Source organism: Paenibacillus sp. FSL W8-0194 (assembly GCF_037969745.1).
GTDB lineage: Bacteria > Bacillota > Bacilli > Paenibacillales > Paenibacillaceae > Paenibacillus_AQ > Paenibacillus_AQ cookii.
The window spans coordinates 714,045-732,247 of sequence record NZ_CP150205.1; the positions used below are offsets into that span (position 1 = coordinate 714,045).

Genomic DNA, 18,203 nt, shown 5'->3' on the forward strand with positions numbered 1-18,203 from the left:
GGACGAAGCCGTCAGCTTCGCGGTGCCACCTTGTTTGGCCGCTCTTTTCCATGGGAAAAGGCCGCCCTGCTCATCAGGTACGGAAGCGGCAGCCCTTTAAGCTCCTCTTCGATACCCTGCCCCGGCTAACGGTGGGGACACGCCGCCCGTCCTACTAATCGCCGCCGAAAATCGCGGTTTACGTTCAGACCGGTCGCTCCGAAGCCCACTTCCGCCAACGCAGCCACCGGCTTGCACCACCCGCCGGCTCTCTTGAGGCTCGCTGTCCGCGTACTCTTCTTCATCATCGCGAATATGGGGTTCATTGTACCGCATTTGCCGGCAAAAGGGAATAGGCTTTCGATCGAACGCATCTTCTTTAAGTTTCTTTAGGTTTTTTTGAAAGATAGCAAAGACCTGCAGGGTATCCTTGAAATCAGGAACGGCGAAAATGCCTGAATCGAGACATGGCTTAGGATTAGGAAGCATGTTAAGGAGGACTATTTCCATGTATGACCAACAACTGCGACATGAACGATATCACCAGCAAAATAACGATGCTCTGGCCCGCCCAGCCGATTCGAATCCGGCCCATGCGGCGATCAAGCTGGGCGTGATCCTGCTGTTCGTCGTGTACCTGTACGCGCTCGTCAAAATCATCCTGTTCAAATTCGGCAGCATCAGCCCGGCGTATTACTTGCGGGAGCTGGTCGATCATATCCTGCATCCCGGGATGATCGCCGACCGGCTTCGGATGGCCAGCAATCTTATGCCGCTCCGGGAGATCGAGGGCTATCTCCGCGACCTGGGAGACGGGGTCAACTTCATGAACTTTTTCGGAAACATCGCCGCGTTTATGCCGCTCGGCTTTTTGCTGCCGATGGTGTGCGGCGTCCGCTCGATGACGCTTCCCAAAGTCCTATTGATATCCTTTGGCGTCAGCCTGGCGTTGGAATCGCTGCAGCTCGTCCTTTTTATCGGCACCTTTGACGTCGACGACATCATCATGAATACCGCCGGGGGGCTGCTGGGGTACGCGGCATACCTCGTGCTGTATTTTCTTTTGAAGCAAGGGGAGCAAGATAGGAACAGGAATCAACCGTTTTAAACGGCAAAAGCCGTCCCGGGTCCATCATTGGACCTTTCGGGACGGCTTTTTTTATAGCCAAGGCATCGCGAACTCGAATCGTGCGCTGCCTTTGGCGCTATAGCTTATTTTTGCTCATTTCGCGGAAGGAGGCGTCGGCCGCTTCGAGCGTGTCGATGATATCCTGCTCGGTATGGGCCGTCGTCAGGAACCAGGCTTCATATTTGGATGGCGCCAGGTTGACGTTGCGGTTCAGCATGTTGCGGAAGAACGCGGCAAATGCTTCGCCGTCCGTATCCTGCGCCTCGTCGTAATTGGTGACCGGATGGTCGCAGAAATGCGTGGACAGCGAACCCCGGATCCGGTTGATCGTCAGCGGCACGCCGTAACGGTCGGCCGATGCCTGCAGTCCGTCCGCAAGCTTGGCGGCCAGGCGGTCCATCTCTTCATAGACGCCTTCGCCCTGCAGCACTTCCAGGCAGGCGATGCCCGCAGCGATCGAAGCCGGGTTGCCGGCCATCGTTCCCGCTTGGTACGCCGGGCCGAGCGGCGCGACCTGCTCCATGACTTCCTTGCTGCCGCCATAAGCGCCGATCGGCAGCCCGCCGCCGATGATTTTGCCGAGCGCGGTCAGGTCGGGCTTGATCGCTTCGTGGTTGGCCAGGCCCGCAAACGTTTGGGTCGATCCGTAGTGGAAACGGAAAGCGGTGATGACTTCGTCGTAAATGACGAGCGAGCCGTTGTCGCGGGCCATCCGGCAGAGCCCTTCAAGGAATCCGGGCTTCGGCATGACCATGCCGAAGTTGCCGACGATCGGCTCGACCATGACGGCGGCGACGTCTTTGCCCCAGGTATTCAGCGCTTGTGCGAGGCCGTCCAAATCGTTGAACGGAACGGTGATCACTTCCTGCGCGATGCTGGACGGCACGCCCGCGCTGTCCGGGGTCCCGAGCGTGGAAGGCCCGGATCCCGCCGCAACCAGCACGAGATCGGAGTGTCCGTGGTAACAGCCGGCAAATTTGATGATCTTGCTCCGGCCCGTATACGCGCGGGCGACGCGGATCGTCGTCATGACCGCTTCGGTGCCGGAGTTGACGAAACGGACCTTGTCCATGGAAGGGATGGCTTCTTTGAGCATCCGGGCCATGCGGATTTCAAGTTCGGTCGGCGTGCCGTACAGCGTGCCGTTTTCCGCGGCTTGCGTTATCGCCGCCGTGATGTGGGGATGGGCATGTCCGGTAATGATCGGGCCGTAGGCCGCCAAATAATCGATGTAGCGGTTGCCGTCTTCATCCCAGAAGTAAGCCCCTTTGGCTCTCTTCATAAAGACTGGCGCCCCGCCGCCTACCGCCTTAAACGAACGGGAAGGGCTGTTGACGCCGCCGACGATGTGCTGAAGTGCTTCCTGGTAAAGCTGTTCGGAACGAGAACGATTCATTGAATTTCAACTTCCTTTCGATGTATGTGAAAATCCTCCATTTAGAAAAACAGGCGGGCAGCCGTTAATCGCTGCTGCCCGTACTGCCGCTTTTGCCGGACGTGGCGTCCTGCGATTCGGTATGGGTTGTTCCGGACCCGGCGGTTCCGTCGCTCGAAACCGGTACCGTGGCCGGTTTGTTGAAAACGTCTTGAATATAATCCTTCAATTTGGATTCGCTCGATACGGTAAGCACCGCCGCTCCGCCGATGGTTCTTTCTTTCAGCAGCTTCATGGGCGGAATTTGCTCGCTGCCGGCCATCTGGCTTTTGTAGCCGACCGTCGCCAGCTTCCACATGTCGTTCACCGATAAATTCGTATCGATGTATGGACTGACCCCCTCCAAAATATCCGGAAGTTTCATGATGGAGGTGGTGGACTGCATTTTTGCGGCGACGGCTTTCAGGAAAGCGCGCTGGCGCTCGGTCCGGGAGAAGTCCGAAGTCGCGTCGTGGCGGAAACGGACATATTGCAGCGCCGTTTTTCCGTCGAGATGCTGCATGCCTTTTTTCAGGTCGATGTCGTATTCGTGTTTATCCGCGGCGCTGGGATAATACATGTCTTTTTCCACGTAAAAATCGACGCCGCCGACCGCATCCACCAGCTTGATAAAGCCTTGGAAGTCGGTGTAAACGTAATATTGGATCGGAATGCCGAGCAAATCGCCGACCGCTTTCATGGCCGTGTTCGGACCGTGGGTGATCGCGGTGTTGATTCGGTCCTTCCCGTGCTCGGGAATGTCCGTGTACGTATCTCGCAAGATGGAAAACAGATGAATCCGCTTTTTGACCGGGTCGAGGGAGGCGACCATCATACTGTCCGACCTGGGAATCTCGCCTTCGGAGATGCCGCGGGCATCCACGCCCATGAGGAGAATGTTGACGGGTTCGGTGCCTTCCCATTTGGGAGGCTCGGGGACTTTGGCTTCGACGGGAGTCACGTTTTTAAAAGGGGAGGCTTCGCCGGTTTTTTGCAGGCCCTGCAAACCGTTGTATATCGAAGTAAAATAATATACCGCGTAGCCGATGACGGCTACCAAGATGATGGCTATAATCCATAATATCGTTTTTTTCCTTGAAGTCATTCCTTCTCTTCCTTTCAAGTTATGCTGATAAAGGAGGCTTTTGCTGTATCATTCGACAATTTGTAGGATAAGGATTCATTTATTATAATTTTTTTTGACAATACAATCAATTTTACCTTGGGATATTGCATTTGATGGCACCCGATGTTGGCATGGATTGCCTGCCGAAAGGAGCACGAAGAAGATGACAGAACTGGCGATCGGACAAGAGGTTCCGGATTTTACCCTCCCGGCATCCAGCGGCGCGGACGTTACGCTGAGCAGTTTCCGCGGACGAAAGGTCGTTTTGTATTTTTATCCAAAAGACATGACGGAAGCCTGCACCAAGGAGGCTTGCAGCTTCCGGGACGCGCACCCTCAGCTGGAAGAGAAGGGGGCGGTGGTGCTTGGCATCAGTCCCGACCCGATCAAATCCCACGGCAAGTTTACGGAGAAATACGGCCTGCCGTTTCTGCTGTTATCGGACGAGGATCACCGGGTGAGCGAGATGTACGGCGTCTGGCAGCTGAAAAAGATGTACGGCCGCGAATATATGGGCATCGTCCGCTCGACCTTCCTCATCGATGAAGACGGCAAGCTGCTGAAGGAATGGCGCAAGGTGAAGGTCAAGGGCCATACCGAGGACGTCCTATCCGCTTTATCGTAAACTGCAACCCAAAGATCCCGGCGCTGTGAAGCCTCATGGCGGACGCCGGGATTTTTGGCGTTTTGGTCAGCCTGCTCCGGCTGTTTCCGCAGTGAGTGCCTAAGAATATAAGTTAGAATATTCTAAGCAAACCATGGTGAAATTTCATTGAAAACAAATGTAAACACATCAATATCCATTTACAATTTAGAATATTCGAAGTATAATGTTAATTATCCGGTAAGGAAAGAGGAGAATTACATGGATAAGCAGCCTGAAATTACGGTAGATATGTTATTTGATGTATACAGCGAGCTGTCCCGAAAAATGACTGGCCAGCGCATTCGTGCCTTGATGGATCATCTGCGCAAGCACGAATTGTCCCTGAACCAGTTTTTTATATTGAATATTATCGAACGGGGCGGCGCATGCCTGTCGAGCCATCTGGCGAGCCATTTGAAGCTGAAGGCGGCGTCCATTACGTATTTGGTCGATTCGCTGGAGAAAAAGGGGCTTGTGGCCCGGACGGAAAATCCCAGCGACCTGCGAAGCCATTTCATCAGTTTGACGGACGAAGGGCATGAAATCTCCTCTTTCCCGTTCGAGCATTCTTTTGCCGCTGACTTTTTCAAAAAGCTCAGCCAGGATGACCTCGAGGTTCTGTACGTGATGATGCGGATCATGAACCGTAAATTGGACTCGGAATCAAGCGATATGCAAAAAATATGAATCATAACTTAAGGGAAGTGTTATTTTGAAAAGGTTACTGAAGGTTAAAATCGCCTGGTTTCCGGTGTGGTGCACGGCCTTTCTCATGCTTTGCATGCTTAGCATATATTTGCCCGTATTCGGCGGGCAGTCGCAAAGATTGACGGATTTTCCGCTGATCGTGGTGAATGAGGATCAAGGCGCCGCCTCGGTGAACATGGGCCAAAAGATCATGGACAATCTGATTCAAACGCAGGACGGACATTCCTTTAAATGGACGATCGAGCCCAGCAGGGAAAGAGCCGTCGAACAAATCAAAAACAACAAGGCATACGGGGCGCTCGTCATCCCGGCCGACTATTCCGCTTCGCTGTCCGGCGTGCAGAAATCGCTGATGACCGGACAAACCGGCGGCAAACCTGCACGGATGGAGATATTGGTTAACGAAGCGGGCGGACAGCTCGCCTCCTCCGTCGCTACCACCGCGATTCAAACGGTCGCCTCGACCGTGAACGCCGGCGTCAGCCAGCAAATCAAGGCGGGCATGACGAAGCTCGGCCTGGAGGTATCGCCGCAAGCGGCAACGCTGCTGGATAATCCGGTACAGGCGAAGACCACCAATGCCTTGGGCTTGACGGGGAACATCAACAAAGGGATGACGCCTTTCGTCGTCGTTATGATCTCGTCGATCAGCGGCCTGCTCGGGGTCAACATGATCCACGGATATGTGGAAAAAATCGCCGAAAACATGAGACGCAAAGGTCATCGCCTAAGCCATGCCAAACAACTGCTGACCGAAATATTGCTTGGAGTCATTACGTCGGTGCTCGTGACATCGGTGATCATGATCTTCGTGTTCGGCGTTTTCGATAGCGCGCATACGACGGCCGTTTGGCGCATTTATCTGTTCCTGCTGTTAAGTTCCCTCACGATGTTTTTCTTATTCAAAATGCTCAGCCTGTTCCTCGGCAAATGGGGGATGCTTGCGATGTTCCCGGTCAACATCATGGGGATCTTCGGGAGCGGCGGCGCTTTTCCAGTCACGACGCTGCCCGAGTTTCACCGCGCGCTCAGCTCGTTTTTGCCGACGCGGTACATGGTGGACGGGTTCCGCGCCTTGTTTTATTACGGCGGCCATATGGAAGCCGGACTTGGCACGGCGCTGCAATACATCGTTACCTATTTGATCATGTTCCTGTTCCTTTGCGGAGCAAAGGTCATCATGGCGCATCATCAGGATAAAAAGGGCGCTGCCATCGAGGCGGTACAAGGAGCATCCGCATCCAAAGGAAACGAAATGGGCGCTTTGGCCGCGGAATAATGCAATTGTTCTTTATTTGTGATCCTTCAAAAGCCGGTTTCCGTACCTGCTGCTAAGCGGCGGCGGAGACCGGCTTTTTTGCTGTTCCGGGGATCTAGTTCGGGCTAAGGGGACATGTCTAATCCGAAATAGTTGTTTTCAGATAATTTATGAAATAATATTGTAAAAACATATGTAAATTTGTTCGTATATTTTTATTGACATGGAAACAGGTAGACATTAAACTAATTCGTATGCGAAATATTAGGTTATGAAACAGGGGGGCAGGTTTTGGAATCCCGGGAACAGGAACAAATCATTGAAGTGCTGTATTCTTTTCGCCAAGTGCATTTAAGCTTCTACCAGCTGTTCTGGAAGAGAGCGGAATCGCTTGGGACCACCTGGATTCAATATCTAGTGCTGCGAACGCTCCGTGACCATCCGGACATCGGACTCACCGAGCTCGCGGATTTGATTCTTATAGGCAACAGTACGACCAGCGGCGTCGTGAACCGGCTCGTCAAGGCGGGGATGGTGGAACGCAAACGCTCCGAGACGGACCGGAGATCGATTACGCTGAGAAACACGAAGGAAGGAGATGAACTGCGGAAACGCACCGAGGCCATTTGCCAGGACTATCTTGAACCTCTTTTACATATCAAGGAAGAGGACCGGCGTCACATGTTAAGGACGCACAAGCAGATTATCGACATATTATCCGAAAAAGGGAGAGAGAGAAATCTATTATGAATAGCAGCGAAGCTCAGTCCATCGAGCATATAAAAAAAGGGCCGATTATCGCCGCCCTGCTCATCGGCGCTTTCGTGGCGTTTTTGAACCAGACGCTCATGAACGTGGCCCTGCCCAAAATCATGGCCGACCTCGGGATTACCCAAGCCGCGACGGGACAATGGCTGACCACCGGCTATATGCTTGTCAACGGCGTGTTGATCCCGGTCACCGCCTTTTTGATCGCCCGTTTTACGACACGCCAATTGTTCATTTCGGCGATGTCCCTGTTTTCGATCGGCACGCTCATATGCGCCTTGGCTCCGTCATTCGGCGTATTGATGGTCGGACGGTTGATCCAGGCCGGGGGAGCCGGCATTTTGATGCCGCTGATGACCGTCGTGTTCCTGAACATTTTCCCGATTGAAAAACGCGGCTCCGCGATGGGGATGATGGGGATCGCAATGATTCTCGCTCCGGCAATCGGACCGACGCTTTCCGGTTACCTTGTGGAGCATTACAGCTGGCGCGTCCTGTTCTACATCATTCTTCCGTTTGCCATTATCGCGACGTTGATCGGAATTTTCTTCTTGAAAAACGTCACGAAAGTCACCAAGCCGAAATTCGACGCCGTCTCGGTCATTTTGTCCACGATCGGCTTCGGCGGCCTGTTGTACGGTTTCAGCGACGCGGGTACGGACGGCTGGGGAAGCCGGGAGGTCGTCTGGTCGCTGGCGGTCGGCACCGTGGCTTTGATCGCGTTCGTGTGGATGCAGCTTAAGTCCAAAAATCCGATGCTCGAATTCCGCATTTTTAAATACAATATGTTTACGCTGACGACGATCATCAACGTGATCGTCACGATGGCGATGTATGCCGGCATGATCCTGATGCCGTTGTTCCTGCAGAACATCCGCGGCTTTACGCCGTTGGAGTCCGGCCTCATGATGCTGCCGGGGGCGATCCTGATGGGGATCATGTCGCCGATTACGGGGGCGATCTTCGATAAAATCGGCGCAAGATGGCTTTCGGTCATCGGCCTGGCCATCACGACTTACATGACTTATGAGTTCAGCCGCTTGAGCGTTGAAACGACTTATGCGCATTTGATCACGATTTACACGATCCGCATGTTCGGCATGTCGCTGATGATGATGCCGATCCAGACGGCGGGCCTCAACCAACTGCCGCGCAGCTTGAACGCGCACGGTACGGCGATGTCCAATACGCTGCGGACGATTTCCGGTTCGATCGGTACGGCGATCCTGGTGACGGTCATGACTTCGCAAACGAAGCATTACGTGACCGAAGGGCTGAAAGCCGGCGCCGCCAAAGCGACCGACAAAGCGCAAATGGCGGCCCTGTCGGCCCAATCCATGGTGCACGGCATCAACGACGCGTTCGTGATCGCCACTTGGCTGAGCGCCGTTTCGCTGGTGTTGGCGTTCTTTATCAAAAAGACCAAACCGCAAGACGAAAACATGAAGTCGGAAAAGGCGGAGATGCCGAACGTCGGCAAAGCCGTGAACGCGAAAGGGTAATGAATCGCACGCAAAAAAGGGTGTCCCGGCAGGTTTGAACAACCTGGAGGGATACCCTTTTGTTTTATTTCGATGGACCTTGTACGTTTTTCAAACGTTGCCATCCGATTAACGCGTCTTCGATACGGTCTTTGCTTTATTTTTGCGGAAAAGCTTGTGCATCAGCACCGAGAGAGGTTTCCGGTAACGAACGGCCAGCAGGACGATCGCGAGCAGCAGGATGGCGCCGACGATCCAAACGGAATATTTCTCTACCATATGAAAGGCCATGTTCCACTGAGGACCGAACACCTTGCCGATGCTGATGAAGAGCACCACCCAGAACAGCGCCCCGCTGTATGCATACAAAGCGAACCTCCGGAAGGGAACGGAGATGATTCCCGCAAAATATCCGGTAAAATGGCGCACGCCGGGGATGAAATACCCAATGAAAATGAGGCCTTGCCCGTATTTGTTGAACCATTTTTGCACGTGATCGATTTTGCTTTCGGAAAGCAGCACCCATTTGCCGTATCTGTGAATGAAGGGAAGGCCTGCCTTGAGGCCGATAAAATACGTGATGGTCATGCCGATGGTCGTCCCGAGGAAAGCAAGCACGATCAGCCAGCCGAAATTCAGATTCCCCGCGTAGGATAAATACCCCGCATAAGCCATGGTCGTCTCACCCGGAAAAGGGAGCGCAATAAACTCCAGAACCAGTCCCAAAAACAAAACGATATAACCGTAATCTCCAAACAATAGCTGTATCCACTTCAGCAGTTCCAACATTCTCACTCCAAACCAGATCCAAGATGTTCTTGCCAAAAGACTGATCCGTAAAGTCTATTTTCGAACCTCCCACCATATAATCTACCAGAAAGCAGAATTCATAGAAATAGTGGAGGTTTTCCCGATGGTAAAACGATTATTGATTGCTTTGCTGCTCCTCATGATCCTACCGTTCATCAGCAGACAGGAACTGGTTCGGCAGCCTCAAACCGCGGAAGCTTCGGTGCAGGAACAGGTTCTGCAGCAACTTCCGCCGATGTACGCAACCACATCCGCATCCCCGAAATCCAAACATCCAACTTCAGCCGGAAAAACAGTCTTCCTTACGTTTGACGACGGACCCAGCGCTTTAACCGGCAAAGTTCTCGATATTTTGAAAAAAAATAATATCCGCGCCACGTTTTTCGTTCTGGGCGAGCAGGTGAAACGGTATCCCGAGCTGCTGCGGCGCATCCACGAAGAAGGGCACGCGATAGGCAATCATTCCTATGATCATCATTATACCGAACTTTATAGCGGATTTCCCGCCTTCTGGAACCAGATCAAACGGACCGAAGAAGAAGTTTATGCCGTCACCGGCGTTCGGCCGCAATTGGTCAGGGCCCCGGGCGGTACGGCCGGCCATTTCGATGATACCTATTTTCGCCTGATGAAGCTGGGCGGATACGTCGTGACCGACTGGAACGTGGACAGCGGCGATTCGAAGCGGCGGGGAGTGCCCGCGGCTGAAATCGTGAAAGGGGCTAAGGCCCCGGCGAACTCGGACCGCGTCGTGCTCCTGCTGCATGACGGCAGCGGCCATGAGGAGAGCGTGAAGGCTTTGCCTGAAATCATTGCGCATTACAAAAAGCAAGGGTATCGTTTTGACGTCCTGTCGCCGGACGAAGAACCCGTGCAGTTCAAAGTGAACGAAAAGGCGAAAAAGCTGAAGCGCGCCGCGCCAAGCGAGTCGTGGGTGCAGTCGCATGTCGCCGGCAACGGCGCCTTGTTCGCGAGCGGCAAACCGCTGCGCCTCGAAGTCGGACCGATGGAAACGACGCTGAATCCCGGAGAATACCTGTATAAGGACGGGCATTATCTGGTTCCGGTCCGTGCCGTAGCCGAAAGGCTGGGTGGGAACGCCGTTTGGGATCCGAAAACGCAGACCGCCAAAGTGACCTTGTCGGCGAATTCGGATACCGTGCTGAACATCCAGGTCCGGACCGGACGGCTGACGGTGACCAAAGCCGGGAAAAACGTCTCTTCGGTCACGACGTCCGTCACCATGATCAACGATGCGGTTTGGATTCCGCTGCGGGACTTGTTCGCCAATGCCGGATATGCCCACGCGGCGGCTTCCGAAAACCGGGAGGAGCGGCGGGTCAAGGTGTCCTAACCGTTTCTATGGTAGGCTGCTCAAGAAAAACAACCCGGGCGATCATGTCTACTTCCTTTCATTTGTGGAAAAGCTATATTCATAGATTCCGTTTATAGACGGCCACTCCACAATGAATCGGAGGTTTTGACATTGTCCACTTCTTCCTTACCTCATCGGGATTTTGCTCCCGAGCTGCTTGAAAGGGTCATTCACCGCGTCGGCACGGTCATTGTCGGCAAAGAGGAACAAATCCGGCTGACGTTGATGTCGATGCTCTGCGGCGGGCATCTGTTGCTTGAGGACATTCCCGGCGTCGGCAAAACGATGCTGGTCCGCTCGCTGGCCGCCTGTCTCGGCGCGGGCTTCGGGCGAATCCAATTTACGTACGACCTCATGCCGGCGGACATCACGGGAACGTCGGTATTCCGCCAGCAAAGCGGCGAATTCGAATACCGTCCAGGTCCCCTCATGAACAATCTGGTGCTGGCCGACGAGTTGAACCGGGCTTCGCCCCGGACGCAATCGGCGCTGCTTGAAGCGATGGAGGAACGAAAAGTAACGGTGGACGGCCATACGCATCTCTTGCCTCGTCCGTTTTTGCTGCTCGCGACCCAAAATCCGCTGGAGTTCGAAGGAACCTACCGTCTTCCCGAAGCGCAGCTTGACCGTTTCCTTATGCGGATTCAGCTCGGATACCCGGATCCGGACCAGGAGATCGAGCTGCTGACGCGGATGGCCGGGAACGACCCGCTGGACCGGATCAAGCCGGTGATGCTGGCCGAAGAGATGGTTAACATGCAGCGGGAGGTCAAAAGCGTCTTCGTGGACGACGCGATCAAGCTGATGCTGGTCCAGACTGCGGACGCTTCGAGACGGCATGCGAAGCTTCAGCTCGGCATCAGCCCGCGCGGGACGCTTGCATGGATGCAGGCTTCGCAGGCTGCCGCCTACATGTCCGGCCGTTCCTACGTCATCCCCGACGACGTGAAGCATGTGGCGGTTCCGGTGCTTGCCCACAGGCTGGTGCTCAGCCATGAGGCCGTGCTCTCCGGGACGCAAAGCGAGGACGTCGTGCGGGAGCTGTTATCCGGCCTGACGATGCCGGTCGCCGCCCGCAAAGGAGCAAAGCCATGAAAAGGCGGATTGCAGAGTGGTCGGCCGGGGTTTTCGTGTTTGGCGCGTTATGCGCCTTGTATGTTTGGCATGGGGGCGCCTCCGCGCTGTATTTGATGCTGCTCGCGGGGTGGGTCGTGTCGTCCGGCATCCTGCTGCAATGGCTCGGGCCGAGGAACGTCACGGTCCAGCGCCGGATGTCCGCCCCCGTCGTGACGTCCGGAGAAACCGCCGTCATGGAGGTGGAGATCGGGTTCCGATCGTTTCTCCCCGTGCCTTGGCTTGCCGTCGAAGACTATTACACCGGCGGCAGCAGCCGGCAGATCCTGTTCCCGGGATTCCGGCGCCGCCTGGCATACCGCTGCGAGCTGCGCAGCCTGCCGCGCGGCGTATATTCCTTCGATGCCTGCCGGCTGGAATGGGGCGGGCTTTTCGGCTGGTTTAAAGGGGAGCGGGTGCAAAAATCGGAGGGAAACCTCCTGGTGCTGCCCAAGCCGCTGCCCGTCGCCGGCTTGTCGGAATCCCCGGCCGCCGAGGCTTATGGGGCGGCGCAGCCGGCCCAAACGATGGAACGGAGGCAGGGCGTGAAAGGCCCTGAGGTTAGGCCCTACTTGCCGACGGATCCAATGAACCGGATCCATTGGAAAAGTTATGCCAAACGCGGCAGCCTGGACACCTTTTTGCCGGAAGACGAACGCGATCCGCATTGTCTCGTTGTTCTGGACCGTTCCTACGCCGGATATGTTGCGTGGGAAGGAACGGACGAGGAGCGGGTGAAACGGGCAAAGCGGGATTTTGAGCAGGCGGTATCGGCTGCGGCCGGAATCATCAGCGAGATGAGGCGTTCCGGAGCCAAAGGCAAGCTGGTCTGCGGCGCATCGGACCCGCTCGCGTCGTTTGCCGCCGCACCGGCGGAGGAACGGATTTCAGGCAGCGGCGGTTATTCGCGCATGCTTGCCGCCCTGTCTTCGGTTGAACTGGCCGAGGGCCCGGCCCTGGGCTCCTTGCTGGAAACGGAACTCAGGCATGCGGCCCCCGGGACGCGAGTCCTGCTCATCACCGGGACGCTCAGCGAGCCAACGTCCGAGGCGGCAGCCCGGCTGCTGGCAAGGGGCGTCCAGGTTCATTTGTATTGCACGGCCCTGAATGCCGGGATGGAGGAGGCTGACGGGAAACGCGAGAAGCGTGCAGGGAAATCTTCGGCTTTTGCGGCGGCCGTTCGCCTTTCCCGGTTGGGTGCCGGAATCTATGCCGTTCATCCTGAAGGCGTGACGAAGGTCGGCTTGACCGGTCCGTTTCGCGCCGGAGAGGGGGCGGTGTAAATGGAAACCGGCAAAGATCCGTTATGGTTCCGGCTCGCCATCTCCGCTCTCTTGATGGGGTTGTTCATGGAATGGATCGTTCCGCTGCAACCGCTGGATGTGCTGTCCGTCAGCCGGGAATGGTTCGGCGTCATGTACGGCTTTACGGCCATGCTTTTGCTGCTTGGGGCCTGTTGTCCACGGCTGCCCCTTTTGGCGCCTTTGTACGGACTTTGCACGCTTCTTTTTTGGGCGGATGTCATCGCGAAAAGCGGGGAGAAAGCCGGCCTGGCTTCCATGCTTTCCGTGCTGCGCCAAGATGCCGAACAGCTTGCCGCTACCTTCAGATTTTCGGCATTAAGCCAAGATGCGCGCATGCTCGTGCTCATGGTCGGCTGGGCGCTGCTGGTCTATTCGGTCCAATCCCTGGCCCTGCTCCGAAGCAGCATCCTCCTGTTCGCGGGAGCCACGCTGCTGTATTTGTTCTGCCTTGAAACGCTGCTCGGCCTGTCCGTGTACGGAGACGTGGTCCGGACCAGCGCCTTGCTGCTTCTGCTGCAGGGCATGGTTCATTTCTCGCGTTTAAGGGAACGGTCGCTTCCTGGCAGCCTCCGCATGGCGAAACCGGAGTACGGTCGATGGGGGGCCTCCCTTGCCGCGGTCGTGCTGACGGTCGTTGCCGGCAGCTGGATGCTGGGGAGCCTGGCGGAGCCGAAACCGGCTGCGGGTTTTTCGCTCCAGCAAGCCGCGAACCGTCTGGCGAATTGGGTTCAATCCGAATATGGGGCCAAAGAAGCGGCAGCGGTGACGGGCTATAATTTATCCGGCGAAGAGGAGGACATGGGCCTTCCGCTTCAGCAAAGCAGCCGGATCTATTTCACGGCCCAAACCCCGGTTCCGACCTATTGGCGCGGCGAAACCTTCAGCGAATATAATGGAAGGAAATGGTCGGAGCCCGGCGCTGACGTCAAAACGGGGTATGCCCCCGGCGTGATCGCGGAGCAAGGGGGAGACGCTTCGGCAGGGCTGGCGACAATCACCCAGCATGTCTCGTTCGAGCAACCGCTGCGGCAAAGCTTTCCGTTGTTTGGCGGGGGCAGGGTCGCCGAAATCGTGGACATGCGGCTGTCCCCGGGAGGTTCGGCGCTGCCTGCCGCCATCGAAAGAAACGTTGGCGCCGGCACGGTCAAAGTCGTGCTCGACGGAGGGCAGCCGCAAATTGAAGGGTATACCGTGAAAGTCGCCATACCGGACAAAAACCCCGAGCGGCTGAAACGGGAGTCGGGCCCGGATCCGCTCGCCGTACGCGAACGGTATTTGCAGCTTCCCGAGGAGCTGCCGCAGCGGGTGAAGGATCTGGCGAAGGAAATGACGGCTGGGGCCGGCAGCCGTTACGACCGGGTTCAAGCGGTCCTGAATTACTTGAAGGAGCATGAAAAGTATACGCTGGACACGAGGGTTCCCCCGGCCGGCACGGATTTCGTCGATGACTTCCTCTTCGAGACCCGCGCCGGATACTGCAATCATTTTTCGACCGCCATGGCCGTGCTTTTGCGCAGCGAGGGCATCCCGGCGCGGTACGTGAAGGGATTTGCGCCGGGAAAACAAGAAGTCGGCCAAGAGGGCACGTATCTGGTCAGCGAAGGCGATGCGCATTCCTGGGTGGAGGTTTATTTTCCGGAGTCCGGCTGGATTCCGTTCGATCCTACGCCAGGCTTTGCGTTGACCGGCGGCGCGTCGGAAACGGCAGCGGCGTTCCGTCCGGCAGCGGCAGACGGGCATGTTCTGAAAGCGTTGGCGGGCACGGCCGTTGACGGTTTGCGTTCGACGCTGGCTTTCATGCTCCGTCACGCGGCATGGTTCGCCGTCGGAGCCGCTTTGGCGGGAGCGCTTGCCCTGGCGGTTGTCTGGGCGCTGCCATGGCTGGGGCTTTTGCCTCTATGGCTTCGCCTTTACGCGACCCGACGGCGGTTTCCGGGAAGAAACGAGCTGATCCAAAGCGCACGCCCGGTCTGGCGGGCCCTGGCGCGCCGCTTCGGCGCCGCCCCCGCAGGCTGCACGGTTCGGGAGTATATACGGTCCCTCCCTGTTGAACAAGACGAAATACGCAGGATGTTGTACGATTTTGCCGCCGATTGGGAAATGATAGCTTATGACGAAGGTCCGATGGAACGGGGCAGATGCATCGCCTATTTGCGCCGCTGCCTCCGGATCTCCAAAAAAGTGGCATAAGCTTGCCGCCCCGGTTTCCTTGACGGTATGAATTATCGTTGCGTATAATTAATTTCAACAATTGAGGGAGGCACGTTCATGAACAAACCAAATGAAATCATCGTCGTCTTGGACTTCGGTGGACAATACAATCAACTTATTGCACGACGCATTCGCGATTTGGGAGTATACAGCGAACTGCTGCCATACAATACGCCGATCGACAAAATCCGCGAGATCTCCCCGAAAGGGATCGTTTTTTCCGGCGGACCGATGAGCGTATATGCTGAAGACGCACCCCATGTGGATCCGGCGATTTATGACCTGGGCGTACCGATCTTCGGCATTTGCTACGGCATGCAGCTGATGGCCCATCAGCTGAACGGCAAAGTGGAGCGCGCGGCCAAACGCGAATACGGCAAAGCGGACCTGGAATTCAATCCGGGCACGACTTTGATCAAAGGTCTGGATGCCAAACAAACCGTATGGATGAGCCACGGGGACCATGTCGTCGAGCTGCCTGAAGGCTTCAAGCTCGATGCAGGCACGGAATCGGCGCCGATTGCGGCGATGAGCAACCTGGACAAGCAGCTGTACGCGGTTCAGTTCCATCCGGAGGTACGCCACTCCGTGAACGGCAACGAAATGATCCGCAACTTCCTGTACGAAGTGTGCCATTGCGAAGGCAACTGGAGCATGGAAACCTTCATTGAAGACGCGGTGCGCGACATCCGCGAACAGGTCGGAGACCGCAAAGTGCTTTGCGCGCTCAGTGGCGGGGTAGATTCTTCCGTCGTGGCCATGCTCGTCCACAAAGCGATCGGCGACCAGCTGACATGCATGTTCATCGATCACGGTTTGCTGCGTAAGGGCGAAGCCGAAAGCGTCATGGAAACCTTTGTCGGCAAATTCGACATGAAGGTCGTCAAAATCGACGCCCGCGACCGTTTCCTCGGCAAATTGGCCGGCGTGGAAGATCCGGAGAAAAAACGGAAAATCATCGGCAACGAATTCATTTACGTCTTTGACGAAGAATCCGCCAAGTTCGACGACTTCGATTTCCTTGCCCAAGGCACGCTGTATACGGATATCGTCGAAAGCGGCACGGCGACGGCGCAAACGATCAAATCGCACCACAACGTCGGCGGCTTGCCTGAAGACATGAAGTTCAAGCTGATCGAACCGCTGAAAACTCTGTTTAAAGACGAAGTGCGCAAGGTCGGTTTGGAATGCGGCCTGCCGGAAGCCATCGTATGGCGCCAGCCGTTCCCGGGTCCTGGACTTGCGATCCGCGTGCTCGGCGAAGTAACGGAAGAGAAGCTTACGATCGTGCGCGATTCCGACTACATTTTGCGCGAAGAAATCGCCAAAGCCGGTCTGGACCGCGAAATTTGGCAGTACTTCACGGCATTGCCTAACATGAAGAGCGTTGGGGTCATGGGCGATGCCCGTACGTACTCCTACACCGTCGGCATCCGCGCCGTAACGTCCATCGACGGCATGACGGCGGACTGGGCGCGCATTCCTTGGGACGTGCTCGAGAAAATCTCGGTGCGCATCGTGAACGAGGTGGAGAACGTCAACCGCGTCGTGTACGACATTACCTCCAAGCCGCCTGCAACGATCGAATGGGAGTAAGCCGGGTAAATGTCCGTCCATGCTTGTCCCCCCTTGGAAGTGAGAGGGGACGGCATAACGGTACAGCTGTTTTTTACCTGCGGGCGATCATCTGAAACAACAACTCTCTTTTATCTGCTTTTTTTGGCAAATAATAGGGAGTTTTTTTTTATCGTTCAGGTTCATGCGTTTTTTTCCGCTTTGAAAGGGTAAGATATATTTGACATTTTGAAAAAATACATAAAAATTGAGGTTTGATTTACATGCTTGCAGCCCTTGGACTGACTTCTCTTGCGTTGTTTATGGTGTTCCTGGCCTTTTATTTGACGGACCCGAGACGAATGTTAAACGGTTTTTTGTTTAACGTGTTTTTTTGTTCGCTTCTTCTTTTTTGCGGTTATTTAGGGTATCAGTCGAATATCTTGATTTTTGGGATCTTTGCCTTCGTTGCACTCGTTTTTGTATTTATTATTTCTTCGTTCGGTTTATTGGCTTTAAGTATCGGTCTTTTCCTAAATGCGAAAATTTTGCTGAAAAAAGAAGGCCGGAAATTCTCCAACTGCCTGACGCTGATCTTAGGGATCGCCCTTCTCGCGTTGTCGTTGATCCAAATCATCAACCCGGAGCGTTTTCTATCCGTTCACTTTAAACCTTTATACGCCGGAGTGACCCTCATTGTGGTGTATTTCTTTTTGCACCTCACCAATTTTTTGACCGCATATTTGCTGTATCAATTGAACAGACCTAAATATCATCAGGATTTTATTATCGTTCTTGGCAGTGGATTGATTAACGACAAGGTACCGCCGCTTTTGGCCAGCAGAATTCAAAAAGCCATTGATTTTTACCGGAAGCAAGCGGCGGCGGCTTTTCCGCCGACGATCATTTTTTCAGGCGGAAAAGGCTCGGACGAGAATATTTCAGAGGCGGAAGCGATGCAAAAATTTGCGCTCGAGCGCGGCATTCCTTTGGAGCACACGATAACGGAAACGGAATCGGTAAATACATACCAGAATATGCTTTTTTCGAAACGAATCATGGAGTCGATAAAGGGACGCGAATATAACAGCATTTTTACGACGAACAATTTCCACTTGTTCAGAGCCAGCTTGTACGCGAAAAAGGTAGGTTTGAAGAGCCAGGGAATCGGTTCGAAAACAGCGTTTTATTACTGGCCGAATGCCATGATCCGCGAATACATCGCCATCGTCGTCATGCAGCGGAAACGTCATACCCTTGTGGCGGGAAGCATTTTCGGGGTTTCGCTTCTCGTTACCCTTATTTATTTGTTCACTGAATAATCGGT

At 55.1% G+C, this 18,203-nt stretch carries 15 protein-coding genes and 1 other annotated feature (1 of these 16 only partly in view); of the genes, 12 read left to right on the forward strand and 3 right to left on the reverse strand.

What is annotated here, in order from left to right; all coding sequences use genetic code 11:
* Positions 1-296 (reverse strand) — a binding site (T-box leader); it reaches 5 nt to the left of the window's first position.
* Between the two features lie 191 nt (positions 297-487).
* Positions 488-1,087 carry a VanZ family protein gene (locus tag MKY58_RS03090; RefSeq protein WP_339323421.1) on the forward strand — a complete coding sequence of 200 codons (600 nt, stop codon included), beginning with the start codon at positions 488-490 and terminating at the stop codon, positions 1,085-1,087.
* Positions 1,088-1,184: 97 nt separating this feature from the next.
* Here MKY58_RS03090 and MKY58_RS03095 read toward each other — a convergent pair whose 3' ends face one another.
* Entirely contained in the window at positions 1,185-2,504 is a 1,320-nt protein-coding gene (locus MKY58_RS03095) for a glutamate-1-semialdehyde 2,1-aminomutase (protein ID WP_339323422.1), read from the reverse strand.
* Positions 2,505-2,568: 64 nt separating this feature from the next.
* Positions 2,569-3,627 (reverse strand): LCP family protein, encoded by a 1,059-nt coding sequence (locus tag MKY58_RS03100; RefSeq protein ID WP_339323423.1) that lies wholly within the window; start codon positions 3,625-3,627, stop codon positions 2,569-2,571.
* A gap of 184 nt (positions 3,628-3,811) precedes the next feature.
* Between MKY58_RS03100 and bcp the strand changes: the two genes are divergently transcribed.
* The 5 genes from bcp to MKY58_RS03125 all read left to right on the forward strand — a co-directional run bounded on the left by bcp (position 3,812) and on the right by MKY58_RS03125 (position 8,530).
* Entirely contained in the window at positions 3,812-4,273 is a 462-nt protein-coding gene (gene bcp, locus MKY58_RS03105) for a thioredoxin-dependent thiol peroxidase (RefSeq protein ID WP_339323424.1), read from the forward strand.
* A 240-nt stretch (positions 4,274-4,513) separates the two neighbouring features.
* Positions 4,514-4,981, forward strand: coding sequence for a MarR family transcriptional regulator (locus MKY58_RS03110; protein ID WP_052146821.1), 468 nt, complete (start codon positions 4,514-4,516; stop codon positions 4,979-4,981).
* 25 nt (positions 4,982-5,006) lie between these two features.
* Positions 5,007-6,281 (forward strand): ABC transporter permease, encoded by a 1,275-nt coding sequence (locus tag MKY58_RS03115; RefSeq protein WP_339323425.1) that lies wholly within the window; start codon positions 5,007-5,009, stop codon positions 6,279-6,281.
* 270 nt (positions 6,282-6,551) lie between these two features.
* Complete coding sequence (locus tag MKY58_RS03120) at positions 6,552-7,010, forward strand: MarR family transcriptional regulator (RefSeq protein ID WP_036707485.1); 459 nt, start codon at positions 6,552-6,554, stop codon at positions 7,008-7,010.
* The gene (locus MKY58_RS03125; protein WP_339323426.1) at positions 7,007-8,530 is read left to right on the forward strand and encodes a DHA2 family efflux MFS transporter permease subunit; all 1,524 of its coding nucleotides are present in this window, start codon (positions 7,007-7,009) and stop codon (positions 8,528-8,530) included. The genes MKY58_RS03120 and MKY58_RS03125 overlap by 4 nt, the downstream gene beginning before the upstream one ends.
* A gap of 108 nt (positions 8,531-8,638) precedes the next feature.
* On the opposite strand, the gene MKY58_RS03130 is transcribed toward MKY58_RS03125, so the two are convergent.
* Positions 8,639-9,295, reverse strand: coding sequence for a DedA family protein (locus MKY58_RS03130; protein ID WP_339325034.1), 657 nt, complete (start codon positions 9,293-9,295; stop codon positions 8,639-8,641).
* 127 nt (positions 9,296-9,422) lie between these two features.
* Here MKY58_RS03130 and MKY58_RS03135 point away from each other — a divergent pair, with 127 nt between their 5' ends.
* From MKY58_RS03135 to MKY58_RS03160, 6 genes are all read left to right on the forward strand, one after another.
* Positions 9,423-10,673 carry a polysaccharide deacetylase gene (locus MKY58_RS03135; protein WP_339323427.1) on the forward strand — a complete coding sequence of 417 codons (1,251 nt, stop codon included), beginning with the start codon at positions 9,423-9,425 and terminating at the stop codon, positions 10,671-10,673.
* A gap of 132 nt (positions 10,674-10,805) precedes the next feature.
* Positions 10,806-11,789: a MoxR family ATPase gene (locus MKY58_RS03140; protein WP_339323428.1), complete on the forward strand. Its 984-nt coding sequence runs from the start codon at positions 10,806-10,808 to the stop codon at positions 11,787-11,789.
* Positions 11,786-13,090 carry a DUF58 domain-containing protein gene (locus MKY58_RS03145; RefSeq protein WP_339323429.1) on the forward strand — a complete coding sequence of 435 codons (1,305 nt, stop codon included), beginning with the start codon at positions 11,786-11,788 and terminating at the stop codon, positions 13,088-13,090. The genes MKY58_RS03140 and MKY58_RS03145 overlap by 4 nt, the downstream gene beginning before the upstream one ends.
* Positions 13,091-15,301 carry a transglutaminase domain-containing protein gene (locus MKY58_RS03150; RefSeq protein ID WP_339323430.1) on the forward strand — a complete coding sequence of 737 codons (2,211 nt, stop codon included), beginning with the start codon at positions 13,091-13,093 and terminating at the stop codon, positions 15,299-15,301. It abuts the gene before it with no gap.
* A gap of 78 nt (positions 15,302-15,379) precedes the next feature.
* The gene (guaA, locus tag MKY58_RS03155; RefSeq protein ID WP_339323431.1) at positions 15,380-16,918 is read left to right on the forward strand and encodes a glutamine-hydrolyzing GMP synthase; all 1,539 of its coding nucleotides are present in this window, start codon (positions 15,380-15,382) and stop codon (positions 16,916-16,918) included.
* A 242-nt stretch (positions 16,919-17,160) separates the two neighbouring features.
* The gene (locus MKY58_RS03160) at positions 17,161-18,198 is read left to right on the forward strand and encodes a YdcF family protein (protein WP_339323432.1); all 1,038 of its coding nucleotides are present in this window, start codon (positions 17,161-17,163) and stop codon (positions 18,196-18,198) included.
* Positions 18,199-18,203 lie beyond the last annotated feature (5 nt).